Genomic DNA, 26,695 nt, shown 5'->3' on the forward strand with positions numbered 1-26,695 from the left:
AGCCGCTAGGGTGCCGGGAATGGGACAGTCGGGAACGCATCGGGAATGACGGATCGCAACAACCAGTCGGCGCAGGGCATGGTGCTGCTGCCTGTGCTGATGCTGCCGGTGGCGATCGGGGCGGGCGCGCTGGCCTTGTGGCCCGGCCATCCGCCGGCGCGCTGGCTGGTGGTTGGCGGTGCGGCAGCGTCGGGATGGTATCTGCTGGGCGGGATGATCTCGCTGCGCCATCTGGCGTCGAGGGTGCAGCAACGGCGCGACCTGAACCGGGCGACGCGGTCCCTGCCGGCAAACGGGCTCGCGTGGATCGTGACGCCCGAGGGGCGCATCCATGCCCAGACCGAGGCCGCTGGTGCGTGGCACGATGTGCTGGGCTGCCCCGTGGCGGCCCTTGCGGGGCGGCTCTGCGCGTCGCCTGAAAAGACCGCGGCGACGATGCTGACACGAGCGGCCGAAGGGCGTGCCGCGGGGATCGACCTGCCCGCCGGCGGACGCCTGACGGCCCGGCGCATCGTCGGCTCTGCGGCGCAGCTCTGGCAGCTTGTGCCTGTCGAGGCGCCCGCCCCGACGCCGACAGCGCCCCCGGACAAGAGCGCCGACCTGGCGCGACTGCCCGTCGCCCTGATCGAGCTGGACGCGCGCGGCCTGGTCACATCCGCAAACGACGCCGCGGTCACGCTGCTCGGCCCGATGGCGCCCGGCACGCCGCTGGGCGATCTTCTGGACGGCCCCGGCCGGCCGCTGGCGGACTGGGTGGCCGAGGCGCGCGAGGGGCGCGACACGGGACGGGGCGAGGTCCTGCGCTGCAAGGCGGACGGCCGGGACGGGCACGTCCAGGTCTCGCTGGCCCCCGACACGCGCACCGGGGGGGCCGTTGCGGTGCTGACCGACGCCAGCGCGATCAAGACGCTTGAGGCGCAGTTCGTCCAGAGCCAGAAGATGCAGGCGATCGGCCAGCTTGCGGGCGGGATCGCGCATGATTTCAACAACCTGCTGACGGCGATCACCGGGCACTGCGACCTGCTGATGCTGCGACGCGACAAGACCGACCCGGATTATGCCGACCTGCACCAGATCTCGCAGAACGCCAATCGCGCGGCGGCGCTGGTGGAACAACTGCTGGCGTTCTCGCGCAAGCAGACGCTGAAGCCGCAGATCCTGGATCTGCGCGACACGCTGTCGGACCTGACCCATCTGCTGAACAGGCTGGTGGGGGAACGGGTCCTGCTGACGTTCACCAACGATCCCGCCCTGCGGCCGATCCGCGCCGACCGGCGGCAACTGGAGCAGGTGCTGATGAACCTTGTCGTGAATGCCCGTGACGCCATGCCCCAGGGGGGCGAGATCACGATCCGCACGGACAATGTCCGCCTGGGTGCCGCGCAGGCGATGGACCGTGCCAGCCTGCCGCGCGGCGACTATGTGTGCGTTACCGTGGCGGACGAGGGCTGCGGAATCGCAGCAGACCAGATCGACAAGATCTTCGATCCGTTCTTTACCACCAAGCGCCAGGGCGAGGGGACGGGACTGGGCCTTTCGACGGTCTACGGCATCGTCAAGCAGACCGGCGGCTATGTCTTTTGCGACAGCACGGTGGGAAAGGGCACGACCTTCACCCTGTATTTCCCGGCGCAAAAGGCCCACGTCCACGCCGCGCCGCTGCCCCCGCCCGCACCAGCGCCGGTCGCGGAGGACCCGACGTTGCACGATCGCCAGCACACCGTCCTGCTGGTCGAGGACGAGGCGCCGGTCCGCGCCTTTGCGGCCCGCGCGCTGCGGCTTCGCGGGTTCGAGGTGATCGAGGCCGACTGCGCAGAGCGGGCGCTGGATCTGCTGGCCGACGACCGGCTGACGGTGGACCTGTTCGTGACCGACGTGGTGATGCCCGGCATGGACGGCCCGACCTGGGTCAGGGCGGCGCTGCGCGACCGACCGGGCACCAAGGTCATCTTCGTGTCGGGCTACAGCGAGGTCACGCTGTCGGATGCCTCGGCGCCGATCCCCGGCGCGTTGTTCCTGCCCAAGCCCTTCTCTCTGTCGGAACTGACCGCCACGGTCGAGAACCACCTTGCCGGTCGTCCCGGCCCCGCCGTCTCGGCCGAGGCGGCATCGGTTCACTGATCGGCGGATCGACCGGCCCCCAAGGGCCGGTCCTGCGGCGGCAGCGCCGCCCGCCAGACCCCGGCCCCCCCCCGCGCGCGGCTTCTTGCCCCGCCTCTGTCCGCTCAGGCGCGCAGTCGCTGGGCCTGCATCCAGCCGTCCGCAACCTCGGGCGGCAGGTGCAACGGCGCCAGCATGCCCCGGCCCAGCACGTGGTCGGCCGCCTTTTCGCCCGTCATCAGGCTGGGGGCGTTCAGGTTGCCGTTGGTGATCCGGGGAAAGACGCTGCTGTCCGCGACGCGCAGGTTCTGCACGCCGATCACCCGCAGCGCCGGATCGACGACCGCCAGCGGGTCGTCGGCGCGGCCCATGCGCGCGGTCCCGCAGGGGTGATAGGCGGACTCGGCGTGCTCGCGGATGAACGCGTCGATCTGGGCGTCGCTGGCGGTGGCGTGGCCGGGCTGGATCTCGTCGCCGCGATAGCGGGCAAAGGCGGGCTGCGCGAACAGTTCGCGGGTCAGCCGCACGCAGGCCCGGAAATTGGCCCAGTCCTGGTCCGTCGACATGTAGTTGAAGCGGATCTCGGGCGATTCGGCCGGGTCCGCCGACCGCAGGCGCACGGACCCGCGGGACGGCGAGCGCATCGGCCCCACATGGGCCTGGAACCCGTGCCCCTCGATCCCGGCCTTGCCGTCATAGCGGACGGCAAGCGGCAGGAAGTGATACTGGATGTCGGGATAGTCGACGCCTGCGCGCGACCGGATGAACCCGCAGCTTTCGAACTGGTTGGACGCGCCAAGCCCCTTGCCCGTCGCCATCCATTGCGCGCCGATGGTGCCCTTGCCCCACAGGTTCCAGTGCTTGTACAGCGTCACCGGCAGGATCGCCCGGTACTGCATGTAGATTTCCAGATGGTCCTGAAGGTTTGCGCCGACGCCGGGGCGGTCTGCCAGAACCTCGATGCCGCGGTCGCGCAGATGCCCGGCCGGGCCGATGCCCGACAGCATCAGCAGCTTGGGCGTGTTGATGGAGCTGGCCGACAGGATGACCTCGCGTCCTGCGGCGACCGTCCAGCGCACGCCGCCGCGGCGCACGGCGACGCCGGTCGCGCGGGTGCCGTCGAACACCACCCGCTCGGCCAGGGCGCGCACGATCCGCAGCCGGCCCGTCGCCATGGCCGGGCGCAGATAGGCGTTGGCGGCCGACCAGCGCCGCCCCTGCCAGATCGTCGCGTCCATCGGGCCGAAGCCTTCCTGCCGGGCGCCGTTGTAGTCGGGCGTGACGGCGTAGCCTGCCTGCGCGCCCGCCTCGATGAAGGCGTTGAACAGCGGGTTCGCCCGCGGCCCGCGGGTGACATGGACCGGCCCGTCGGTGCCGCGATAGGGGCTGGCCGCGCCATCCTCAGCCCCGTGCCAGGTTTCCATGCGCTTGAAATAGGGCAGCACGTCGGCATAGCCCCAGCCCTCCGCCCCCTGGTCCGCCCAATGGTCGAAATCGTGGGCGTGGCCGCGCACGAACACCATCCCGTTGATCGAGGACGATCCGCCCAGCACCTTGCCGCGCGGCGTGGCCAGCCGACGCCCGCCCAGATGCGGCTCGGGTTCCGACTGGAACCCCCAGTCATAGCGGCGCATGTTCATCGGATAGGACAGCGCCGCGGGCATCTGGATGAACGGCCCCGCGTCGCTGCCGCCGTATTCGACCAGATCGACCCGCCGCCCCGCCATCACCAGCCGGTAAGCCAGCGCGCAGCCGGCCGACCCCGCGCCCACGACGACGTAATCGGCCGCATCCGGTGCAGGGCCGCCGCGTCTTGCGTCAATACGGGGCATCGACCGCCCCCATGCCGACATAGACGGTCTTGACCTGCGAATAGGCCTCGATCGCGGCGGCCGAGTTCTCTCGGCCCAACCCCGACATCTTGGTCGCGCCGAACGGCATTTCCACGGGTGTCAGGTTATAGGCGTTGATCCAGCAGGTGCCCGCCTGCAAGGCCGCCACGACACGGTGGGCGCGCGCCAGGTCGCGCGTGAACACCCCGGCCGCAAGGCCATAGATCGTGGCGTTGGCGCGCGCGATCGCCTCCGCCTCGGTGTCGAAGGCCAGCACCGTCATCACCGGGCCGAAGATCTCGTCGGTGGCCACCGTCATCGCATCCGTGGCATCCGCCAGCACTGTCGGCGGGACGAACGCCCCCTGCCCCGGCCCGCCGCAGACCAGCCGCGCGCCCTCGGCCTGTCCGGCGGCGATGGCCGCCCGGATCCTGCCCGCCTGGGCGGGCGAGACGATGGGCCCGAACTGCGTCCGCTCGTCCAGCGGATCGCCCGACACGATGGTCGAGACCCGCTCGGCCAGCCGCGCCAGAAAGGCGTCGTGCAGCCCGCGCTGGACAAAGACGCGGGTGCCGTTGGAACAGACCTGCCCCGACGAATAGAAATTGCCCAGCATCGCGGCGCCCACCGCGTCGTCCAGGCTGGCGTCGTCGAAGACGATCAGCGGCGACTTGCCGCCCAGTTCCATGGTGACATGGCGCATCCCCTCGGCCGCGGCGGCATAGACGCGCCGCCCCGTGGGCACCGACCCGGTCAGCGAGACCTTGGCCACGCGCGCATCCCCCACCAGCGCCGCGCCGACCGCACCGCCGCCCTGCACGACGTTGAACAGGCCCGGCGGCAGGCCGGCCTCGGCCAGGATCGCGGCCAGTTGCAACGCGCCCAGCGGCGTTTCCTCGCTGGGCTTGAAGACGACGGCATTGCCCATGATCAGCGCGGGCGCGGCCTTCCAGCAGGCGATCTGGCTGGGATAGTTCCACGCGCCGATGGCCGCGACCACGCCCAGCGCCTCGCGCCGGGTATAGGCCCAGTCGTCGCCCAGCGGGATCATCTGCCCCGTCAGCGTGGGACCAAGGCCCGCGAAATACTCCAGCGCATCCGCGCCGGACGGCCAGTCGGCGACTCGGGTTTCCTGGATGGGCTTGCCGGTGTCCAGCGTCTCGAGCCGCGCCAGATCCTCGGCGCGGTCGCGGATGATGGCGGCGGCGCGCGACAGGACGCGGGCGCGGTCCACGGGCCTTAGCGCGGCCCAGGCGGGCTGGGCGGCGGCGGCGGCGGCGCAGGCCTGCGCGACCTGCGCGGGCGTCGCCTCAAGCAGGGTGGCGATGACCTCGCCGGTATAGGGATAGCGGACGGCCAGCACGGCGCCCTGCCCCTCGGTCGGGGCGCCGTCGATCCACAGCGAGGCGGCGGGCTGGGCGGACAGGGTCATGACAGCACCTCGTGCAGGTAATCGGACACCAGCGCGGCGGCGTGGTCGGGGTTCGGCCCGTCGCGCCGTTCCAGCACCGCGCGCAGATAGACGCCGTCGATCAGCGCCCCCATCGTGTCGGCCACCTGTCCCGCGCGATCCCCCAGCCGAGGGCGCAGCGCATGGACAAGGTTCGACCGCAGCCGGCGGTGATAGACCGCCAGCAGCCGCGCGGCCTGCGGGTCGGTCAGCGCAAGCGCGTAGAAGTTCAGCCACGCCGCCGTCGTGTCGCGGTCGAAGTTGTCGCCCGAAAAGCTGGCCTTCAGGATCGCGGCGGCCCGCGCCTCCGGGTCCGCGACACCCGACAGCCCTGCCCGGACGGCCGCGCCATAGCGCGACAGGATGTGGCGCATGGCGGCCAGGAACATCTGCGTCTTCGAGCCGAAATAGTGGTGCGCCAGCGCCGGCGACATGCCCGCGTGCCGGGCAATCTGGGCCACCGTGACGTCCAGCGAGCCCGCCTGCCCGACGACAGCGATTGCGGCGTTGATCAGCGCCGCCTTTCGGATAGGCTCTGCGCCAGATTTGTGCATGGGATCACCGGCAGGAAAATGATTGCCAATCCCGCCTAGCGCATCGTTAATTGACTCGTCAATCAAGAACACGGGGAGACCACCAGATGACAATCCGCCGCACCCTGACCGCACTGGTCCTGACCAGCGCGCTGGCCGGCCCCGCGCTGGCCGCCGACCCGGAATCCTGCAAGACAGTGCGCTTTTCGGACGTGGGCTGGTCCGACATCACCGCCACCACCGCCCTGGCGACGACGGTTCTGCAGGCGCTGGGGTACGAGACCGAGATCAAGGTGCTGTCGGTGCCGGTGACCTACACGGCCCTGTCCACCGACGATGTGGACGTGTTCCTGGGCAACTGGATGCCCACGATGGAGGCCGACATCAAACCCTATGCCGAGGCTGGGACGGTGGACACGGTCCGCACCAACCTGACGGGGGCGAAGTACACGCTGGCCACAAACAAGATCGGGGCTGACCTGGGAATCAGGGATTTCCCCTCGATCGCGGCGCACAAGGATGCGCTGGAGGGCAAGATCTACGGCATCGAGCCGGGCAACGACGGCAACCGGTTGCTGCTGGACATGGTGGCGCAGGACAAGTTCGGCCTGGGCGCCTGGGAGGTCGTCGAAAGCTCGGAACAGGGGATGCTGGCGCAGGTCCAGCGCGCGGACGCCGCCGGCGAGCCGATCGTCTTTCTGGGGTGGGAGCCGCATCCGATGAACACCCAGTTCACCCTGACCTATCTTGAGGGCGGCGACGAGGTGTTCGGCCCGAACCTGGGCGGGGCCGAGGTGCGGACCAACACCCGCGCGGGCTATGTCGCGGAGTGCCCCAACGTCGGCAGGTTCCTACAGAACCTGGTCTTTACGCTGCCGATGGAAAACGAGGTCATGGCCGCGATCCTGAACGACGGCCAGCAGCCCGGCGATGCCGCAATGGCCTGGCTGAAGGCCCATCCCGACGCGGCCGCGCCCTGGCTGGACGGCGTCACGACGTTCGACGGGGGCGATGGCGCCGCCGCGCTGACCGCGGCGCTGGGCGACTGACGCGATGGAATGGCTGATGGCGCTGCTGACCGACCACAAGCTGCCGGTCGGCAGGACGGCCAAGATCGTCTTCGACTGGCTCAAGGCCAATGCCGCCCCGTTCTTCGACGCGGTCGCGGCGGGGCTGGAAGGGCTGATCGCCGCCTTTGAACGCGCGCTGGAGTTTCCGCATCCGCTGGTCTTCACGGCGCTGGCCGCCGCCCTGACCTGGGCGATCCGGCGCAACCTTGCGACCTGCCTGCTGGTCGCGGCCGGGTTCCTGTTCATCCTGAACCAGGGATACTGGGACGAGACGATGCAGTCGCTGACGCTCGTGCTGGCCGCGGGCGTGGTCTGCATGGCACTGGGCGTGCCGCTTGGCATCGCCGCCGCGCACCGTCCCCGGCTTTACGACTGGATGCAGCCGGTGCTGGACCTGATGCAGACGCTGCCGACCTTTGTCTATCTGATCCCGGCCATCGTGTTCTTCGGCATCGGGTCGGTGCCCGGCCTGATCGCGACCGTGATCTTCGTGCTGCCCGCGCCGATCCGGCTGACGCATCTGGGCATCGCCTCGACCCCCACCGAGTTGGTCGAGGCCGCGCGATCGTTCGGCGCCACCCCCCGGCAACTGTTGTGGAAGGTCGAGTTGCCCAGCGCGCTGCCGCAGATCATGACCGGGTTGAACCAGACCATCATGCTGTCGCTGTCGATGGTCGTCATCGCGGCGCTGGTCGGCGCGTCCGGGCTGGGCGTGCCGGTGGTCCGCGCGCTCAACAGCGTCAACACGGCGATGGGGTTCGAAAGCGGCTTCGTCATCGTCGTCGTGGCCGTCATCCTGGACCGGATGCTGAAGTTCGGGGGACGCACATGAACGCGGTCGAGTTCGACAACGTCAGCATCGTCTTTGGCGACCGGCCGCAGGCCGCGCTGCCGCTGATGGACCAGGGGCTGGACCGCGGCGCGATCCGGGCCGAGACCGGGCAGGTTCTGGGCGTGCACGACTGCCGGCTGGACGTGGCGCAGGGCGAGATCGTGGTGCTGATGGGCCTCAGCGGATCGGGGAAATCGACGCTGCTGCGGGCCGTGAACGCGCTGAACCCGGTGTGCCGGGGCGAGGTGCGCCTGCTGGCCGGGGACCGCATGGTCAGCGTGACCCACGCCGATCCCAAGTCCCTGCGCGAGATCCGCCTGCGCCATGTGGCGATGGTGTTCCAGCAATTCGGCCTGCTGCCATGGCGGACGGTGCGCGAGAACGTCGGCCTGGGGCTGGAGCTGGCCGGCATGGCCAAGGCCGAACGCCGCGCGCGGGTGAACGAGCAGCTGGCGACGGTGGGGCTGGCCGACTGGGCCGACCGGCGGGTGGGCGATCTGTCGGGCGGCATGCAGCAGCGCGTGGGACTGGCGCGGGCCTTTGCCACCGAGGCCCCGATCCTGCTGATGGACGAGCCGTTCTCGGCCCTCGATCCCCTGATCCGCGCCCGTCTTCAGGACGAACTGCTGGAGTTGCAGCAGAAATTCCGCCGCACCATCATCTTCGTCAGCCACGATCTGGACGAGGCGTTCAAGCTGGGCAACCGCATCGCCCTGATGGAGGGCGGGCATATCGTGCAGGTCGGCACCGCCCGCCAGATCATCCAGAACCCGATCAGCGAATATGTCGAGCAGTTCGTGGCCCACATGAACCCGATGGCGGTGCTGACCGCCGCCGACCTGGCCGAACCCGGCGAGGCGGCGGGCGCGCCCCTGCCGCGCGAACTGCCCGCGCGGCAGGTCATGGCCGCGCTGGCGGACAGCGACGCGCGGCCTGTGACGGGGGGCGGGCGAGTGACGCGCGAGTCGGTCCTGGAACGGCTGCTCGACCCGCGCCGCTAAGCGCCCCTACGGGGCGGTGAATTGCAGGCTGTCCACCGGCAGTTCCATCACCGCCTGCATCGGCTGGTCGCCGTCCTCGGAAAAGGCGAAGACGTGCAGCGCCTCGCCGTGCAGGACCAGCCGGCAGAACCGCCCCGGCTGCGCCATCGCGGGCGGGCATTCGGCCAGGTCGGCGTGATTGACCGTCGCCTCGAACGTGGCATAGCTCATCACCGCCATGGGCACGGGCCGCGCCGGCGCCAGGTTGATGGGGGCCGCGACATGCTCGGTCTGCGGGCCGGTCTTGTATTCCCCCGGCTGCGAGGCCGCCGCGGGCAGCACCGTCGCGGGCAGCGCCATCAGGCACAGGGCAAGGGTCAGTCTATGGGTCATGCCGGACACTCCATGGCATTGCGTGCGGGTTGTTTACAGAAAGACTTGGTTTCTGGAAAGCGACATTTTGGCAGCGCCCCGCCGCGGTGTGCGTCGCGCCCGGACACGCCCGCTTTACCACTCGCCTTCGTTCGGGCATGAGATCGGCCCTGCCCCCAGACACCAGCCGCCAGGACATCCCATGACCCGCTTTGCCGCCCCCATCGCCGAGCAGATCTGGGACATGAAATATCGCCTTCGCGATTCCGACGGCACGGCGCTGGACGCCTCGGTCGAGGAGACATGGCGCCGTGTCGCCCGCGACCTGGCCCGCCCCGAGGCCGACCCCGCCGCATGGGAGGAACGGTTCTACGCCGCACTGGTCGATTTCCGGTTCCTGCCCGCAGGGCGCATCCTGGCCGGTGCCGGGACGGGCCGGTCGGTCACACTGTTCAACTGCTTCGTCATGGGCACCATCCCCGACAGCATGGGCGGCATCTTCGAGGCGCTGCGCGAGGCCGCGCTGACCATGCAGCAGGGCGGCGGCATCGGCTATGACTTCAGCACCATCCGCCCCCGCGGGGCCGAGGTGAAGGGCGTCGCCGCCGACGCGTCCGGCCCGCTGTCGTTCATGGACGTGTGGGACGCGATGTGCCGCACGATCATGTCGGCCGGATCGCGGCGCGGCGCGATGATGGCCACGATGCGCTGCGACCATCCCGACATCGAGGCGTTCATCGCCGCCAAGCAGGACAGCGCCCGGCTGCGGATGTTCAACCTGTCGGTGCTGGTCACGGATGCCTTCATGGCCGCGCTCAGGGCCGACGGCGACTGGCCGCTGATGTTCGAGGGCACCGTTTACCGCACCGTCCGTGCCCGCGACCTGTGGGACCGGATCATGCGCGCGACCTATGACTATGCCGAGCCGGGGGTGATCTTCATCGACCGGATCAACGCGGCCAACAACCTGCACTATGTCGAAAGGATCGCCGCGACGAATCCCTGCGGCGAACAGCCCCTGCCCCCCTATGGCGCGTGCCTGCTGGGGTCGATCAACCTGGCGCGGCTGGTGACGGACCCGTTCGGCCCCGAGGCCGCGCTGGACCTGGACGCGCTGGACGACCTGGTGGCGACCGCCGTACGGATGATGGACAATGTCGTGGACGCCAGCCGCTTTCCCCTGCCCCAGCAGGCGGCCGAGGCGCGTGCCAAGCGCCGCATCGGCCTGGGCGTGACGGGGCTCGCCGACGCGCTGATGATGGTCGGCCTGCGCTATGGCGCGCCCGAGGCGGTGGCCGCGACCGGCGACTGGATGCGGCGCATCGCCCGCGCGGCCTATCTGACCAGCGCCGCGCTGGCCCGCGACAAGGGACCGTTTCCGCTGTTCGACGCCGAGGCCTATCTGGCGTCGGGCTTCATGCAGGGCATGGACGAGGACGTGCGCGAGGCGGTCCGCACCCACGGCATCCGCAACGCGCTGCTGACCAGCGTGGCGCCCACCGGCACCATCAGCCTTTACGCCGGCAACGTCAGTTCCGGGATCGAGCCGGTGTTCGCCCACGCCTATACGCGCAAGGTGCTGCAAAAGGACGGCACCCGGACCGAGGAGGAGGTCGTCGATTACGCCGTCGCGCTGTGGCGCGAACGGATGGGGGACGCGCCGGTTCCCGCGCATTTCGTGGACGCGCAGACGCTGTCGCCGCTGGATCACGTCGCCATGCAGGCAGCGGCGCAACGCTGGGTGGACAGCTCGATCTCCAAGACGATCAACTGCCCCGAGGACATCTCGTTCCAGGATTTCAAGGACGTGTACCTTGCCGCCTGGGACGGGGGCTGCAAGGGCTGCACCACCTATCGCCCCAACGACGTCACCGGGTCGGTGCTGTCGGTGGCCTCCGACAAGCCCGCGCCGGTCCCCCGCGCCTATCTGGACACCCCGATGGACCGCCCGCAGGCGCTGGAGGGGGCGACCTACAAGCTCAAGTTCCCCGGCAGCGAGCATGCCATCTACATCACCCTGAACGATATCGTGGACGGCGGGCAGCGCCGGCCGTTCGAGGTGTTCATCAACTCGAAGAACATGGAGCATTACGCCTGGACAGTGGCGTTGACGCGAATGATCTCGGCGGTGTTCCGGCGCGGCGGCGACGTGTCCTTTGTCGTCGAGGAGCTGAAGGCGGTCTTTGATCCCCGCGGCGGCGCCTGGATGGAGGGGCGCTATGTCCCGTCGATCCTGGCTGCGATCGGGGGCGTGATCGAGCGCCACATGGTCGCCATCGGGTTCCTGGCGGCCGAGGGCGCGGGCCTGAAGTCAGACCCCACCGCCGACGACGCGGCCGACCGCCCACGCGGCCCCGCCTGCCCCGCCTGCGGCGCACCGGGAATGCGGATGGTCGAGGGCTGCATGACCTGCCCGACCTGCGGGCACAGCAAGTGCGGCTAGGATGACGGCGTCCTTCAGCCCGCGTTTCGCCCAGACCTCGGACCGGGCGGTGATCGTCGCGTGCGACGCGAATTACCTGCCCTATGCGGGCGTGGTGGCGCGGCAGCTGGCCGCGGTGCCCGGCCGCGACTTCGACGTGCTGATCGGCGGGCCCGAGGCGCTGGACCTGCCGGGCGCGCTGCACGCCGCGGGGATCGGCCATGTCGCGGCCCGCGACGCCGGGCTGATCGAGGCGCTGCCCACGGACGCCCGGCGGTCGGTCGCGACCTACATGGAAATCTTTCTGGCCCGCGCACTGGCCGGGCGGTGGCGGCGCATCCTGGTTCTTGACGCCGACATCCTGTTCGAGCGTGGCGATCCGGGGCGGCTGCTGTCGGCGGACATGCGCGGGCGCGCGGTCGCGGCGGTGCGCGACAACCGCCAGTGGCGCCAGCCGCGCAAGAAGACACCCGAGTTCCGGGCGCTGGGCTGGCCTGCCGCGCCCTATTTCAACGCGGGCGTGGTGATGATCGACACCGACGCCTGGGCCGCGCAGGACATGCCCGCCCGCAGCGCTGCCTTTGCCCGCCGGCATCTGGCCGGGCTGGGCCGTGACCAGGCGCTGATCAACGGCGTCCTGCACGGCGACTGGACCGAGATCAGCCCGTTGTGGAACTGGCAGTTCACATGGGCCTCGGCCCATCTGACGGCCATGGCGGACCCGTGCCTGGTGCATTTCATCGGGCCGGAAAAGCCCTGGCTGGCGCGGTCCGCGGGCATCGTCCCGATGCGCTGGCGCAGCCTTTATGCGGGCGTATCGGACGCGCCCGACCTGACCGCGCGGCACTGGCCGGACCGGCGGCGGCTGGGGCGGGCGTTGCTGCGCCAGTGGCGCGCGTCCGGCGTGATGCTGGATTACCTCGGCCGGTTCGCGGACGAGTATACGCTGCTCGACCCGCGCTAGGGGCAGCGGCCCCCCTCGATCGCGCGCACCTGGGCGGCCAGGGTTTCCAGCGCCGGGTCGGGGATGCCCATTTCGGCCAGATGCGCCACCGTGTTGTAGAGATAGTCCGTGTTCGGTCCCCGCCCGCCGCGCGCCCCCGCGATGATCGCAGCCTGCTCGGCGGGCGTCAGGTGGCCGGCATACTGCCAGTGTTCGCGTCGCATCACATAGCCCAGCGCCTCGACCCGCCGGCCGTCGGCCAGGGCCAGCGGCAGCATCGCCTCGGCATAGGCCTGGGTCACAAGCTCTCGGGTGCGCAAGCCCGCCACGACCTCGGGCCAGATCGCCTCGTCCACGCGCAGCGCGACGCCGGTGCAGACGCGTCTGGGGTCGGCGTCCAGCCCCAGCACCAGCCCGGGCCGCTGTTCGGTGCCGCGGTGGCAGATGGACAGCAGGCAAAAGCTGCGCCGCCAGCCCTCTGCCTGCGCGATCACCCGCTCGGCCACCGGGAAATCCGGCGCCCACATCAGCGAGCCATAGCCAAACACCCAGCGCCCTGCGTCCATCCCCTGTCCTTTCACCGGACCGCAGGGTACGTCTGTCCCGGCCATCCTGCCAAGAGGGGCGAAAACACGAATGCGGACCCTGTTGCTGATCGTGATCCTGCTGGGCGGGGGCCTTGCGACCGCATGGGTGGGGGGCGAGACCTGGCTGTCGCGCGCGGTCGCGCAGCGCATCGCCGACGATCCGCAGATCGCCGCCGCGGGCGTCGAGCCCCTGCGCGAGCTGCTCCGCGTGGGCCTGTCGCTGACCGATGTCGCCGTCGAGACGCCGCAGGGCCCGGTCCAGCTGCCGGCGCTGGAGCTGTGGGCCGCGCCGACCGCGCCGACCCAGTTCCACGCCGCCCTGCCCGCGCGCATGACGCTGCCGCTGGCGGGCGTGCCGCGCGAGGTCGCGGCGGACAATGCGGTGCTGACCCTGCGGGTGGTGCCGACCAGCGGCATGGCGATCGGCCGGGCGGCGGTGGAGAGCGGTCCCGTGGCGCTGGACGGCGCGCCGCTGGCCGACACTGTGCAGGTCGACGCGCGCCTGACCCCCATGGGCGCAGGCGCCCCGCCCGGCGCGGCCGCGGCCTATGATGTGGCGGTGGCGCTTAGCGGTCTGACGCCTGCGGCGCTGCCCGGCCTGCCCGCGCCCGCCACCGCCGCCCTGGCCGCGCTGGGGCGGCTTTCGGCAGACGGCACCACGCGGCTGTTCCTGACCGGCCCGCTGGTCGCAGGCGGCCGGCAGGGCGCGGCGGACCCGGCGCTGCGCGGGCTGGCCAGCGACGGCGTGTCGCTGGGGCTGGGCGGGCTGTCGCTGCGGCTGGCCGGGCATCTGTCCATCCGCGACGACGGCCGCCCCGAGGGGGCGGTGTTTGTCGATACCGCCGACGCCCCGAGGTTCCTGCGGCTGGCGGCCGATCTTGGGATCATCCCCCGGCCGGTCGTGCCGCTGGCCATTGCGGCGCTGGCCACGGCCGCCGCGGCCGAGGTGCCGTTGCCCTTGGGCGTCACGCCGCCCCCGCCCCTTGCAAAGGGCGCGCTGCGCCTGCCCCTGGTCTTCCGCAACGGCCGCATGACCCTGGGCCCGGTGCCGCTGGGCAACGCGCCGGTGCTGTCAGTCCGCTGAGGCCGCGCCCGGCACGGGCACCGCCGGCGTGCGGCCGAAATCCGGCTGCGCGGTGTCCTGCCCGGCCTCGATGATGCCGCGGCGGATGGCGCGCGTGCGGGTGAAATAATCGTGCAGCTGCTGGCCGTCGCCCATGCGGATGGCGCGCTGCAGGACGAACAGTTCCTCGGCAAAGCGGCCCAGGATGTCCAGGGTCGCGTCCTTGTTGTGCAGGAACACGTCGCGCCACATCGTCGGGTCCGACGCCGCAATCCGGGTGAAATCCCGGAACCCCGCGGCGGAATAGCGGATCACCTCGGATTCGGTGACGCGGCGAAGGTGGTCGGCCACGCCCACCATCGTATAGGCGATCAGGTGCGGCGCGTGGCTGGTCACGGCCAGCACCAGGTCGTGATGCGCAGGCTCCATCAGATCGACGTTGGCGCCCATGGCGCGGACCAGCCCGGACAACCGCTCGACTGCGGCGGCATCCCCGCCGGGCGGCGGGGTCAGCAGCCACCAGCGATTGCGGAACAGTCCGGCAAAGCCCGACCGGGGGCCGGAATGCTCGGTGCCCGCCAGCGGATGGCCGGGAACGAAATGGACGCCCGCCGGAACATGCGGGGCGACGGCGTCGATCACCGCCTGCTTGACCGAGCCGACATCGGTCAGGATCGCGCCCGGTTCCAGATAGGGCGCGATCTCGGCCGCGACAGCGCCCATGGCGCCGACCGGCACGGCCAGCACCACCAGGTCGGCCCCCGCCACCGCCTCGGCCGCGCTGTCGTGGACGCTGTCCACCAGGCCGATCTCGGCGGCGACGGCGCGCGTTTCCGCGGACCGGGCGTGGCCTGCGATGTGATGCGCCAGCCCGCCCTGCCGCATGGCATGGGCCATGGACCCGGCGATCAGCCCCAGGCCGATCAGCGCCACGCGGCGGAACGGCACGAAGGCAGCGGGCGCGGGCGCGGCGGTCATGGCGCCGGGACCTGGATCTGGGCCCGCGCGGCGGTGAACTGGCCGATGACATGGGCCACGCGGCGGCAGGACGCCTCGTCCCCCACGGTGATGCGAAGGCAATGCGGCAGGCCATAGCCGGCGACCCGGCGCACGATGATCCCCGCCTCGCGCAGGGCCGCGTCGCACGCCTCGGCCGTCGCCCCGTCGGCAAAGCGCGCCAGCACGAAATTGGCGAACGACGCGTCCGAGGGCACCCCGCGGTCGGCCAGCGCCCGGGCCAGCCAGACGCGAAGCCGGGCGTTTTCCGACCGCGAATGCTCGACATGGGCGCGATCGCGGACGGCGGCCTCGGCCCCCTCCAGCGCGGGGCCCGACAGGTTGAACGGGCCGCGGATGCGGTTCAGGACGTCGATGATCTCGCGCGGGCCATAGGCCCAGCCGACGCGCAGCCCGCCAAGGCCGTAGATCTTGGAAAACGTCCGCGTCATCACGACGTTGGGCAGGCGCGTCGCAAGATCGGCGCCCCCGTCATAGTCGCCGCCGACATATTCCGCATAGGCCGCGTCGATCACCAGGATCGCCTGCGGCACGGCAAGGGCCAGCCGCTCCAGCTCGTCCAGCGGCACCATCGTCCCGGTCGGGTTGTTGGGGTTGGCGACAAAGATCAGCCGCGTGGCGGGCGTGGCGCCTGCGATCAGCGCGTCGATGTCGGTCGTGCGGTCACGCTCGCCCACCGCCACCGGGGTCGCCCCCGCTGCCATGGCGCTGATGCGGTACATCAGAAAGCCGTGTTCGGTGAACAGGACCTCGGTGTCCGGGCCGGCATAGGCCTGGCAGAGGAAATGGATGATCTCGTCGGACCCCACGCCGCAGATGATGCGGTCGCGGTCAAGCCCGTGCGCCTCGCCGATCGCGTGGCGCAGGGCCGCGTGGTCGGTCGAGGGATAGCGGTGCATCTGATGGACCGACCGCGCCACCGCCTCGCGCGCCTTGTGCGACGGCCCGAAGGGGTTCTCGTTCGAGCTGAGCTTCAACGCGTCGGTGCGCCCGGCCAGATGCGACGTCCCCGCCTCGTACAGCGCGATCTGCAGGATGCCGGGCTGGGGGGGGACGGTGTGGCTCATCGCGGACTCCTCGGGCTGCGAGGGTTCATAGGCGGCCCCGCGCGGGTTGGGAAGGGGCGGCGGCCTGCGCGCAGCGTCAGCCCCCGCTCAGCGCGGCCAGTTCCGCCCGCAGGGCTGCGTCGTCAACCGGGTCGGGCGGGCCGCGACGGGCCAGCGCAGCCGCCGCGCGGCGGGCCGCGGCGGGGACCAGCGGCCCTGCGGCGGCGGTGACGGCGGCAAGTTCGGCGCGCGTCATGTTGCAGGCAAGCACCACGTCGCATCCAGCCGCGATGGCGGCCGCGGTGCGTTCGGCCGGCGTGCCGGTCAGGGCGTTCATGCCGATGTCATCGCTCATCAGCAGGCCCGAAAAGCCGATGCGGTCACGGATCAGCGCGATCGCGGCGGCCGAGGCGGTGGCGGGCCGGTCGTCCAGGCGCGTCAGCCGGATATGGGCGGTCATGCCCAGCGGCAGGTCGGCCAGCGCGCGAAAGGGCGCAAAGTCGGTGGCGTCCAGGTCATCCAGCGCCGCATCCAGGACCGGCAGGTCGTGGTGGCTGTCCACCCGCGTGCGCCCATGACCCGGCATGTGCTTGACGATAGGCAGCACGCCCGCGGCCAGCAGGCCGTCGGCCGCGGCCCGTCCCATCGCCGTGACGGTGGCCGCATCGGTGCCAAAGCAGCGGTTGCGCAGAAACGGATGGGTCGCGCCGTCCGCGATGTCCAGGCAGGGGGCGGCGTCCGCGTCGATGCCGACAGCGCGCAGTTCGCGCCCCATCAGCCGATGGCGCAGCGCGACCGCACGCGCGCCGTCGGCGGCGCTGTCCATCGCGGCGGGCCAGTCGGTCCAGTGGGGGGCGCGCAGGCGCTGGACGCGCCCGCCCTCCTGGTCGGTGATCACCAGCGCGTCGCGGCCCACGGCCTCGCGCAACGCGGCGGTCAGCCGAGCCAGTTGCGATGGCGTCTCGACGTTGCGGGCAAACAGGATGAAGCCCCAGGGGTCGGCATCGCGCAGAAAGGCGCGCTCGTCCCGGCCCAGCGTCGGCCCCTCGACCCCCAGGATCGTGGCCGAAGGGATGGCCCCGGTCCTTGGCGCCTCGCCCTTCGGGCGGCCCTGCGCCGGGATCACTTGGCCGCGGCGGGGATGCAGTCGGTCCCGGCCTCGATCAGCGCGGCGCAGAAGCGGCGCGCGTCCTCGCGGCTGTCGAACCCGGCCACGCGCAGCCGATAGAAGGTGCGGCCGTTGACGCGGTGTTCCTGCACGACCGGGGCCTTGCCCGAGAACAGCGCCCCGAAGCGGCCCGACACGCGGGTGAATTCCGACTGCGCGATCGCGTTGCTGTCAAAGGCCCCGATCTGGACCAGCGGCGCGCCGGCGGCCGGGCGCGCGGCGGCGACGGGTTCGGGTGCTGCGACCGGCGCAAGGGCGGGGGCCGTCGCCGGCGCCGCGTCGGACGCGGGCGCTGCGGCCGCCAGGCGGCGCGGGCGGGGCGCGGGGCGGCCGGCGGACACGACCGACGGGATTGCGCCGGCCTCGGCCAGGGCGGCGGTGATTGCGGTGTCCTGCGTCGGCTTGCCGTCGGCCGTGGTCACGGCGGCGCCCACGGGTTCGGCATCGGTGTCGGCCGGGGCCACGGCCGGAACCTGCGCCAGCGCGACGGTCTGCGTCTGCGCGGCCTGTTCGGCGGTGGCCTGTTCGGCGGCGATCCGGGCGGCCTCGGCGTCCGTCAGGGCGACGGTGTCCACCGTGTCGTCGGCCAGCGGCTGGTCGCTGGGGGCGGGCTCGTGCGCGGTGGCGCCCAGTTCACCCATCGCCACATCCTGCCCCGACAGCGCCGTCGGCGCGGGCGCAATGGCGACGCGTTCGACCGGTGCGGTCCTCGATCCGGCGGCGACCGCGTTGACGGCCAGGCCGGTGCGGTCGGTCAGTTCGCCGCCGGGATGTTCGGGCGCCACGCGGGCGTCCCCCTCGACGGCGCGGATGACGGGCACGCCAGACACGTCGCGCACCACAAGGCGATAGCCCCAGACCGCCAGCGCGCACATCAGAAGGACCGAGACCAGCGCCCCCAGGTAATGCGTCAGGCGCGCCACGCGACCCAGGACGCTGTCGCGGTCCGTCAGGCGCGCCGGCATCCCGTCGGTGCCCTGGCGCGCGTCGTCCCAGGTGTCGATCGGCCAGTCATGCGCCAGATCATCGTCATGAAAATCGTCGCGAGTCCCGTGACCGGTTCGACCGCGCACGCCATCATACCCGCCCGAGCGGAAATCCACCACCGTCATCGCTCTGTTCCCGCCTGTCCGCCGGGTTGGCCCGGCTTTTCGTTGACTGCCCTCGCTGCCCGGGAAGGCCACGCCTTGGTCAGCGCATTTCCTTGACCGGTGCGACGCCCAAGATACCCAAGCCGGCCGAAATGACAACGCCGACGGCGCGGACCAGCGCAATTTTCGGCGCTGTTGCAGCAGGGTCACCATCCTGAACAAATCGCAGTGCGCTGTCCTCGTTGCCCCGGTTCCACAGCGCGTGCAGGTCCGACGCCAGGTCATAAAGGTAGAACGCGATGCGGTGCGGCTCGTGCGCGCGGGCCGCGATCTCGACCTGGCGGGGCCATTCGGCGATCTTGCGCGCCAGCGCCAGTTCGGCCGGATGGTCCAGCCCCGACAGGTCCGCCCCCGCCAGGGCCGCGTCCGAGATGTCCACGCCCATGTCGGCCGCACGGCGCAGGACCGAATGGGTCCGGGCGCTGGCATACTGGACATACCAGACCGGATTGTCCTTGGACTGTTCCAGAACCCTGTCGAAGTCGAAATCCAGTGGCGCGTCGTTCTTGCGCGTCAGCATGTGGAACCGCGTCACGTCGCGTCCCGCCTGTTCCACCACGTCGCGCAGGGTGACAAACGTGCCCGCGCGCTTGGACATCTTGAACGGCTCGCCGTTCTTCCACAGCTTGACCAGCTGGATCAGCTTGACGTCCAGCGGCACGCGCCCGCCCGACAGCGCCGCGACCGCCGCCTGCATCCGCTTGACATAGCCGCCGTGATCGGCGCCGAAGATGTCGATCAGCTGGTCGAAGCCGCGGTCGATCTTGTCCATGTGATAGGCGATGTCGGGCGCGAAATAGGTCCAGGCCCCGTCCGACTTCTTCACCGGGCGGTCCACGTCGTCGCCATGCGCGGTGGACCGGAACAGCGTCTGCTCGCGCGCCTCCCAGTCGTCGGGCAGCTTGCCTTTCGGGGCCTCCAGCACGCCTTCATAGATCAGGCCCGCCTGCGCCAGCCGCTCGATCGCGGCCTCGATCCGGCCGGTGCCGTACAGCGCCTTTTCCGACGAATAGACGTCCATCGTGACGCCCAGCAGGGCAAGATCCTCGCGGATCATGGCCATCATGCGGGCGCTGGCAAAGTCGCGCACCTCGGCCAGCCAGTCGGATTCGGGCCGGTCCAGCAGGCTGTCGCCATACTGCGCCTTCAGCGCCTCGCCCACGGGGATCAGATAGTCGCCGGGATACAGGCCCTCGGCGATCTGGGGGTCCAGTCCATGCGCCTCGCGGTAGCGCTCATAGGCCGACCGCGCCAGCACGTCCACCTGCGCGCCGCCGTCGTTGATGTAGTATTCGCGCGTGACGTCGTGGCCGGCAAAGGCCAGCAGGTTGGCCAGCGCGTCGCCGAAGACCGCGCCCCGCATGTGGCCCACGTGCATCGGGCCGGTGGGGTTGGCGCTGACGAACTCGACGTTGATGCGCTCGCCCGATCCCGGTGCGGCGCGGCCGAAATCGGCGCCCTGGCGCAGGGCCGCGGTCAGCACGCGCTGCCACTGGCCGGGGGCCAGGCGCAGGTTCAGGAAGCCGGGTCCCGCAACCTCGGCCGCGGCGATGCGGGGGTCGGCGGTCAGTTCCTCGGCCAGGGCGGCCGCGATGTCGCGCGGCTTCATCCCGGCGGGCTTGGCCAGCACCATGGCAGCGTTCGTCGCCATGTCGCCGTGGGCGGGGTCGCGCGGCGGTTCGACCGCGACGGCGGACAGGTCCAGCCCGGCGGGCAGCAGCCCTTTCGCGCTGAGCGCATCCAGCGCCCCCAACACCAGCGCGCGGATGTCGGCAAACAGGTTCATGCGAAAAATCCCTTCGTCGCCGGCCCGGATAGCGAACTGGACGGCGCGCCGCAACATCGGCGCGCGTCTTCGCCCCGAGGGGTCTGCGCCGGGACCCTGCCCCCCCTTAGCCAGCCGGCGCGCCCGCCTGCGTCAGGGCGCGCGCTTGCGCAGGCGCCGGCGCGGCCGTCGGGCGCGGGGCGGCCGCTGCCCTGTCCGGCTCGGCCCCGCCCTTGGGTTCGGGCGCGATCAGGGCCATGATCTGCATTCCGGGCTTGTGGGTCAGCGCCGCCGGATCGCTGACGAAGTCCAGCCTGTCGTCGGTCAGGGTGGCCAGGGGCACGGCATCGGGGCGCTTGGCGCGCCAGTCGTCCAGGGTGTATTCCTCGGTCAGGCGGGTGGTGCGGACCGTCCACCCCGCGGCCACCAGCGCGACCAGCTGCGCCAGCGTGCGCCCGCCGCCGAAGCCCTGCCCGCCCAGCTGCGCGGGCAGCGCATGGCGACGCTGTTCGTCCCGTTCGCGCGTGACCTGCCAGATCGACTCGCGTCCGAAATCGGGCGCCAGGTCGGTGGCGACCAGGGTGTTGTAGGCATCGTTGTCGGAGGCGGCCAGGATGCGGTCATAGGCCAGGAACTCGACGTTCGACTCGGCCGCCTCGGCCAGGATGTCGCCGTAATAGGTGGGCAGGCCTGCGCTGCGGGCCCCGCGCAGATGGTCGCGGTTGGGATCGGCGATCAGCACCTCGACCCCCGCCGCCGCCAGCGCCTGCCCCATCGCGGTGGCAAAGGGCGATCCGCCCACGATCAGCAGCCCCGCGCTGTCGCCCGTCGTCAGCCCCACCCGCCGGGCCAGCGGCGCCAGCGTGAAGCCGTGCAGCAGCACCGTCGCCAGCACCAGCGCGAAGGCCAGCGGCGCGACCAGCGCGCCGTCAGGCACGCCCTGGGCCACCAGCCGTTCGGCAAAGATGCCCGAGACGGCGACCAGCACGACGCCGCGCGGGCCGGTGAAGGCGACCAGCAGGCGTTCGCGCATGGGCAGGTTGGTCCCGATCAGCGAGATCAGCACCGTCGCCGGACGCACGATCAGGATGATCGCCGCGATCAGGACGAAGGCGCGCCAGTTCAGCTGCGCCAGCAGCCCGAAATCGACCCCCGCGGCCAGGATGATGAACACCCCCGACACCAGCAGGATCGTCGCGTGCTCCTTGAAGCGGTAGAGCTCGGTATAGGACGGCAGGTTGGCGTTGGCGATCAGCAGCCCCATCACCGTCACCGCCAGCAGGCCGGATTCGTGCAGCACCGTGTCGGCCAGCGCGAATGTGGCGATCACGGCCACGAACAGGACGGGCACCTTCATGTATTCGGGCACGGCATTGCGGCGGAACGCCGCCACCACGGCCCAGCCCGAGCCGAGCCCGACCAGGGTGGCAAACAGCACGCCCGGCGCCACATGGGCCAGCGCCTGCCCCCAGAACGCCCCGCTGGCCGTCACCACGACCAGTTGCAGCGCCAGCACCGCGGCCAGCGCCCCGATCGGGTCGTTGACGATCCCTTCCCATTGCAGCACCTGCGCCGGGCGCGTGACCAGCCGCGCCTGCCGCAGCAGGGGTGCGATCACGGTGGGGCCGGTGACGATCAGGATGCCCCCGAAGACCAGCGACGACTGCCAGCTGAGGCCGCCGATCAGCATCAGCGCCAGCGTGTTCAGCGCCCAGCCGACCGGCGCGCCGACCCAGACCAGCCGATGCACGGCCGGGCGCGCGTCGGCCAGCTTGCGAAAATTCAGCGTCAGCCCACCCTCGAACAGGATCACCGACACGGCCAGCGACACCATCGGCCCGACCAGTGCCCCGATGTCGCGGGCCGGGATCAGGATGCCCGTGACCGGCCCCAGCAGCAGGCCCGCCGCCAGCATCAGCACGATGGCCGGCAGCCGCAGCCGCCAGGCCAGCCATTGCGCGCCCACGCCCGCCGCCCCGATCAGGGCGAACGCCTCGATGACCCCCAGTTCCGCCGTCCCTGTCGCCATGCTGCCCCACGCCGTGCTGATCGCCATTGCTGCGCACGAACGCGGCGCCGTGCCGCCTGTTCCCTGTCGTCCCAGCCCGCCTGCCCCCGCCGCCTGCCCCGCCCGCCTGCCGGCGCGTCCGAGGGCGCAATATTGACGGCACGGGCGATCTGCGCTAAGGGCGGCAAGCCCGCATCCGGCGGGCAACCGAGGGGCGCATGAGGTTGGCCGCGTCCCGCAACCGCGCCGTTCAACGGCGCGTCGGATCGCGACCCTTCCCAGACGAAAGCTTCCCTATGACGAAATTCTCCGATCTCAAGCTTGACCCCAAGGTGCTGCAGGCTGTGGCCGAGGCAGGCTATGAGACGCCGACCCCCATCCAGGCGGGCGCGATCCCGCCCGCGCTGGAAGGTCGGGACGTGCTGGGCATCGCCCAGACCGGAACCGGAAAGACCGCCGGATTCGTGCTGCCCATGATCACCCTGCTGGGCCGGGGCCGCGCGCGCGCGCGGATGCCGCGCAGCCTGGTGCTGTGCCCCACCCGCGAACTGGCGGCCCAGGTCGCCGAAAACTTCGACACCTATGCCAAGCACACCCGCCTGACCAAGGCGCTGCTGATCGGCGGCGTGTCGTTCGGTGAACAGGACAAGCTGATCGACCGCGGCGTCGATGTGCTGATCGCCACCCCGGGCCGGCTGCTGGACCATTTCGAACGCGGCAAGCTGCTGCTGACCGGCGTTCAGATCATGGTCGTGGACGAGGCCGACCGGATGCTGGACATGGGCTTCATCCCCGACATCGAGCGCATCTTCCAGCTGACGCCGCCGCTGACCCGCCAGACGCTGTTCTTCAGCGCCACCATGGCGCCCGAGATCGAGCGCATCACCAACACATTCCTGCACAACCCCGAGCGGATCGAGGTTGCCCGCCAGGCCACCGCCAGCGAGACGATCGTGCAGAAGCTGGTCGAGATCGTGCCCACCCGCAAGGACCAGACCGCCAAGCAGAAGCGCGAGCTGCTGCGCGCGCTGATCGACGCCGAGGGCCCCGAGTCCGAGGGCGGCAGCCTGAAGAACGCCATCATCTTCTGCAACCGCAAGACCGAGGTGGATGTCGTCGCCAAGTCGCTGAAGGCGCATGGCTATGACGCGGCCCCCATCCACGGCGACCTGGACCAGAGCCAGCGGACCCGCACCCTGGAAGGGTTCCGCGAGGGGTCGCTGCGGTTCCTGATCGCATCCGACGTGGCGGCCCGCGGCCTCGACATCCCGGCGGTCAGCCATGTCTTCAACTTCGACCTGCCCAGCCACGCCGAGGATTACGTCCACCGCATCGGCCGGACGGGTCGTGCGGGGCGTACCGGCACCGCGATCTCCATCGCGACACCGTCGGATGACAAGTACCTTGCGGCCATCGAGAACCTGGTCAAGCAGACGCTGCCCCGCGCCCCCGTCCCCGAGGGATTCTCGCTGAGCGAGGCCGCCGGCGAGGCCGCCCGTCCAGTCTCGGACCGCGGCGGCCGCGCGGCCACCAGCCGCACCCGCAGCCGGGTCCGTGGCGAGCGGACGGCCGAGCGCCCCGATCGCGAGGCCGCGGCGGATGCCGTGCCGCTGGCCGAGGCCGCGACAGCCACGCCCGATCTGGCCGACCAGCCCGAGATGCGCGCCGAACCCCGGTCCGAGGCGCGTCCCGAACCCCGCCGCCGCGACGAGGAGGGCCGCGACCGCACCGCCGATCGGACGACCGCCGAGCGTCCGGCCGAGCGTGGCGACGAGCGCCGGGATCGCGGCACCGAGCGTCGCGCCGAGCGGGCCGAGCGCGCCGAGGACCGCAGAGACGACCGCCGCGGCGAGCGCGGCCTGGACCGCCGCAGCGAGCGTGGCGACGAGCGTCGCAGCGAGCGTGGCGACGAGCGTCGCGGAGAGCGTGGCGACGACCGCAGGGGCCGCGACCGTGACCGTGGTCCGGCGCTGCTGGGGATGGGCGAGCATGTGCCCGACTTCCTGCTGACCAGTTTCGCCCCGTCGATCGCCGCCACCGCAGCACGGATGAGCGCGGCGGACGCTGCCGCCGAACCCGGCGCGGCCGAGCCGCCGCAGGACAGCCCGCAGCCGCACGAGAACGCGGCGGCCGCACCGGTGACCCAGGAGGCGCCGGACGAGCGCGCCAAGGACAACGAGCGCGCGAAGGACAACGCCGCCCAGGACACGCCCGAGACCGGGCCGCAGGACGCACCGGCGAAAGCCGAAAAGCCCAAGCGGACCCGGACGCGCGCCCGCAAGAAACCGGCCGCCGAGGCGGCATCGGCTGACGAAGCGACCGCGGCGCAGGACGGGACGGCGGACACCGCCACACCGGACCGCGCCTCGCAGCAGGACCAAGACACCCCCCCGCCTGGCCAGTCCGACGGGGGCCACGTCCCAGAGGAAGCGGCAGCCACGCCGCCCCACGCTCTCTCCGAGGAACGTGAGGCCACCGCGCCCGATGCCGCGCAGGCCGAGGCCGCACCCGCGGTCCCGGCAGACCTGCCGTCCGACGCCCTGCCCGAGGAACGCGAGGCGGTCGCCGTCGCGTCGGTCCCGACCGAGGCCGATACGGCCGTGCCGCACCACGTGCCACCGATGACGCAGGACGGCCTGGACGCGCACGACAGCGGACCGCTGCCGGCCGCGCCCCCGCCGTCCGGCGAGGGGCCGCAGGCCGCGGCTGCCGACCGCCCGGCTGGCGATCCGTCGATGACCGAGCCCGGTCTGGACGCGCACGCCGACGCGGAGGACTCGCCCGGCGCGGCCGGTCCCTGACCCGGCCGCCGACCGCCAGCCGCCATGCCGCCGCGCGATCCTGACGCCGCGCCTGCGCGCCCGGCCTGGGCGTGGTTGGCGCTGGACCTGCTGACCGGCGCGGCCGCGGCGCTGGGCCAGGCGCCGTGGGATCTGTGGCCCGTCACGCTGGCCGCGATGGCGGTGATGCTGTGGCGCGTGGGCTCGGCCCCCGGCGCACGCGCGGCCCTCTGGCGGGGGCTTGCCATCGGCACCGGGCATTTCGCGGTCGCCATGCTGTGGATCGCCCAGCCGTTCCTGGTCGAGCCCGAGATCTACGGCTGGATGGCCCCCTTTGCGCTGACGCTGACCGCGCTGGGGGGCGGGCTGTTCTGGGCCGCGCCCGCGTGGCTGGGCCACCGCCTGGGCCATGACCGGGCCAGCCGGGCGGCGGCCGTGGCGCTGCTGCTGGTGGGGTCGGACTGGTTGCGGGGCTGGTTGTTCACCGGCCTGCCCTGGGCGCTGACCGGGCATGTCTGGATCGACACGCCCGCGGGCCAGATTGCCGCCTGGGGGGGTGCGCTGGCGCTGTCGGCCCTGACGCTGGCCGCGGCGGCCCTGCCGGTGACGCAAGGGCTGCGGCGCGGGACGGTGCTGGCCGCGATGCTGGTGGGCGCAGCGTGGTTTGCCGGGCTGGCGCGGCTGGCGCAACCCCTGCCCCCCGACACGCCGCATGTGATCCGGCTGGTTCAGCCGAATGCCGACCAGACGCTGAAATGGGACCCGGCCTGGGCCCCGCAGTTCTATCAGCGCCTGATCGACCTGTCCGCGGCCCCGCCTGGCGGGGGTCCCGACGGCCGGCGGCCCGACGCGGTGGTCTGGCCCGAAACCTCGGTGCCCTTCCTGCTGGATCAGGCGGAACCCGCGCTGGCCGACATCGCGGCGGCATCGGGCGCGCCGACGCTGGTCGGCATCCAGCGCTCGCAGGGCATGGCGTGGTACAACAGCCTGGCCGAGTTCACCGCCGACGCCCGCATCGGGCAGGTCTACGACAAGTTCCACCTTGTGCCCTTTGGCGAATACGTGCCCTGGGGCGACGCGCTGGCGCGGGTGGGCATCACCGCCTTTGCCGCACAGTCCGGCAACGGCTATGCGGCGGGGCCCGGCCCGCAGGTGCTGGACCTTGCCGGCCTGCCCCCGGTGCAGCCGCTGATCTGCTATGAGGCGATCTTTCCCCAGGACCTTGCCCGCAACGCCGGGCGACGCCCGGACTGGCTGCTGCAGATCACCAACGACGCGTGGTTCGGCACGCTGTCGGGACCCTATCAGCATCTGGCGCAGGCCCGGCTGCGGGCGATCCAGTCGGGCCTGCCGCTGCTGCGCTCGGCCAATACGGGCGTGTCGGCGGTGGTGGACGCGCGCGGCACGCTGCGCGCCAGCCTCGGCCTGGGCCTGTCGGGCGCGCTGGACGCGGTGCTGCCCGGTCCGCTTCCGCCCACGCCGTGGTGGCGCTGGGGCGACGCGCCGATGCTGGCGGCGCTGGCGGCCGGGCTGGCCGCACTGATCTGGCGCAGGCGGCGCATGCGGTCGGCCTGAC

Annotated in this window: 20 protein-coding genes; 9 read left to right on the plus strand and 11 right to left on the minus strand. The window is 71.6% G+C overall.

The genetic code is table 11. The features are described 5' to 3' along the window. The first annotated feature begins 45 nt into the window (after window positions 1-45). Window positions 46-2,121 carry an ATP-binding protein gene (locus tag DPQ23_RS11185; protein WP_112874827.1) on the plus strand — a complete coding sequence of 692 codons (2,076 nt, stop codon included), beginning with the start codon at window positions 46-48 and terminating at the stop codon, window positions 2,119-2,121. A 104-nt stretch (window positions 2,122-2,225) separates the two neighbouring features. Here DPQ23_RS11185 and betA read toward each other — a convergent pair whose 3' ends face one another. Genes betA through betI form a run of 3 tightly spaced genes read right to left on the minus strand, consistent with a single transcriptional unit; the run spans window position 2,226 to window position 5,936 of the window. Beyond that, window positions 2,226-3,932: a choline dehydrogenase gene (gene betA, locus DPQ23_RS11190; RefSeq protein WP_112874924.1), complete on the minus strand. Its 1,707-nt coding sequence runs from the start codon at window positions 3,930-3,932 to the stop codon at window positions 2,226-2,228. Beyond that, window positions 3,919-5,358: a betaine-aldehyde dehydrogenase gene (gene betB / locus DPQ23_RS11195; RefSeq protein ID WP_170310785.1), complete on the minus strand. Its 1,440-nt coding sequence runs from the start codon at window positions 5,356-5,358 to the stop codon at window positions 3,919-3,921. Before betB ends, betA begins: the two co-directional genes overlap by 14 nt. Window positions 5,359-5,360: 2 nt before the next feature. Then, a complete protein-coding gene (gene betI, locus DPQ23_RS11200) occupies window positions 5,361-5,936 on the minus strand; it encodes a choline-binding transcriptional repressor BetI (RefSeq protein ID WP_112874831.1) in 576 nt (191 codons plus the stop codon). An 86-nt stretch (window positions 5,937-6,022) separates the two neighbouring features. Between betI and choX the strand changes: the two genes are divergently transcribed. From choX to choV, 3 genes are read left to right on the plus strand one after another with little or no spacing between them, the layout of a single operon-like run. Next, window positions 6,023-6,964 (plus strand): choline ABC transporter substrate-binding protein, encoded by a 942-nt coding sequence (gene choX, locus DPQ23_RS11205; RefSeq protein WP_112874833.1) that lies wholly within the window; start codon window positions 6,023-6,025, stop codon window positions 6,962-6,964. A 16-nt stretch (window positions 6,965-6,980) separates the two neighbouring features. Next, the gene (gene choW / locus DPQ23_RS11210; RefSeq protein ID WP_420818582.1) at window positions 6,981-7,817 is read left to right on the plus strand and encodes a choline ABC transporter permease subunit; all 837 of its coding nucleotides are present in this window, start codon (window positions 6,981-6,983) and stop codon (window positions 7,815-7,817) included. After that, window positions 7,814-8,818, plus strand: a complete 1,005-nt coding sequence (gene choV, locus DPQ23_RS11215) for a choline ABC transporter ATP-binding protein (RefSeq protein WP_112874837.1) — start codon at window positions 7,814-7,816, stop codon at window positions 8,816-8,818. Before choW ends, choV begins: the two co-directional genes overlap by 4 nt. A 6-nt stretch (window positions 8,819-8,824) precedes the next feature. On the opposite strand, the gene DPQ23_RS11220 is transcribed toward choV, so the two are convergent. Continuing rightward, entirely contained in the window at window positions 8,825-9,190 is a 366-nt protein-coding gene (locus tag DPQ23_RS11220) for a hypothetical protein (RefSeq protein ID WP_162630722.1), read from the minus strand. A 181-nt stretch (window positions 9,191-9,371) separates the two neighbouring features. Here DPQ23_RS11220 and DPQ23_RS11225 point away from each other — a divergent pair, with 181 nt between their 5' ends. Both DPQ23_RS11225 and DPQ23_RS11230 read left to right on the plus strand, forming a co-directional pair. Beyond that, a complete protein-coding gene (locus DPQ23_RS11225; RefSeq protein ID WP_112874840.1) occupies window positions 9,372-11,612 on the plus strand; it encodes an adenosylcobalamin-dependent ribonucleoside-diphosphate reductase in 2,241 nt (746 codons plus the stop codon). A gap of 1 nt (window position 11,613) precedes the next feature. Next, a complete protein-coding gene (locus tag DPQ23_RS11230; protein WP_112874842.1) occupies window positions 11,614-12,555 on the plus strand; it encodes a glycosyltransferase family 8 protein in 942 nt (313 codons plus the stop codon). On the opposite strand, the gene DPQ23_RS11235 is transcribed toward DPQ23_RS11230, so the two are convergent. Then, complete coding sequence (locus DPQ23_RS11235) at window positions 12,552-13,100, minus strand: gamma-glutamylcyclotransferase (RefSeq protein WP_112874844.1); 549 nt, start codon at window positions 13,098-13,100, stop codon at window positions 12,552-12,554. The genes DPQ23_RS11230 and DPQ23_RS11235 overlap by 4 nt on opposite strands. Before the next feature lie 70 nt (window positions 13,101-13,170). Between DPQ23_RS11235 and DPQ23_RS11240 the strand changes: the two genes are divergently transcribed. Beyond that, entirely contained in the window at window positions 13,171-14,205 is a 1,035-nt protein-coding gene (locus tag DPQ23_RS11240) for a DUF2125 domain-containing protein (RefSeq protein WP_112874846.1), read from the plus strand. Here the strand turns inward: DPQ23_RS11240 and DPQ23_RS11245 are convergent. From DPQ23_RS11245 to DPQ23_RS11270, 6 genes are all read right to left on the minus strand, one after another. Next, window positions 14,194-15,162 carry a prephenate/arogenate dehydrogenase family protein gene (locus DPQ23_RS11245; protein ID WP_112874847.1) on the minus strand — a complete coding sequence of 323 codons (969 nt, stop codon included), beginning with the start codon at window positions 15,160-15,162 and terminating at the stop codon, window positions 14,194-14,196. The genes DPQ23_RS11240 and DPQ23_RS11245 overlap by 12 nt on opposite strands. Beyond that, the gene (gene hisC / locus DPQ23_RS11250; protein WP_112874849.1) at window positions 15,159-16,268 is read right to left on the minus strand and encodes a histidinol-phosphate transaminase; all 1,110 of its coding nucleotides are present in this window, start codon (window positions 16,266-16,268) and stop codon (window positions 15,159-15,161) included. Before hisC ends, DPQ23_RS11245 begins: the two co-directional genes overlap by 4 nt. 76 nt (window positions 16,269-16,344) lie before the next feature. Next, window positions 16,345-17,373, minus strand: a complete 1,029-nt coding sequence (gene nagZ / locus DPQ23_RS11255) for a beta-N-acetylhexosaminidase (protein WP_240602640.1) — start codon at window positions 17,371-17,373, stop codon at window positions 16,345-16,347. Then, the gene (locus DPQ23_RS11260) at window positions 17,370-18,527 is read right to left on the minus strand and encodes an SPOR domain-containing protein (RefSeq protein WP_112874851.1); all 1,158 of its coding nucleotides are present in this window, start codon (window positions 18,525-18,527) and stop codon (window positions 17,370-17,372) included. The genes nagZ and DPQ23_RS11260 overlap by 4 nt, the downstream gene beginning before the upstream one ends. A gap of 79 nt (window positions 18,528-18,606) precedes the next feature. Then, entirely contained in the window at window positions 18,607-20,352 is a 1,746-nt protein-coding gene (argS, locus tag DPQ23_RS11265; protein WP_112874853.1) for an arginine--tRNA ligase, read from the minus strand. Between the two features lie 106 nt (window positions 20,353-20,458). Further along, entirely contained in the window at window positions 20,459-22,387 is a 1,929-nt protein-coding gene (locus tag DPQ23_RS11270) for a cation:proton antiporter (protein WP_240602642.1), read from the minus strand. 248 nt (window positions 22,388-22,635) lie between these two features. On the opposite strand from DPQ23_RS11270, the gene DPQ23_RS16195 reads away from it, so the two are divergent. Further along, on the plus strand, window positions 22,636-25,140 hold the full coding sequence (locus DPQ23_RS16195) for a DEAD/DEAH box helicase (protein WP_420818583.1): 2,505 nt from the start codon (window positions 22,636-22,638) through the stop codon (window positions 25,138-25,140). Window positions 25,141-25,164: 24 nt separating this feature from the next. Beyond that, the gene (lnt, locus tag DPQ23_RS11280) at window positions 25,165-26,694 is read left to right on the plus strand and encodes an apolipoprotein N-acyltransferase (protein ID WP_112874854.1); all 1,530 of its coding nucleotides are present in this window, start codon (window positions 25,165-25,167) and stop codon (window positions 26,692-26,694) included. The last annotated feature ends 1 nt before the right edge of the window (window position 26,695 follow it).

It is taken from the genome of Paracoccus endophyticus (assembly GCF_003286075.1).
Lineage (GTDB): Bacteria > Pseudomonadota > Alphaproteobacteria > Rhodobacterales > Rhodobacteraceae > Paracoccus > Paracoccus endophyticus.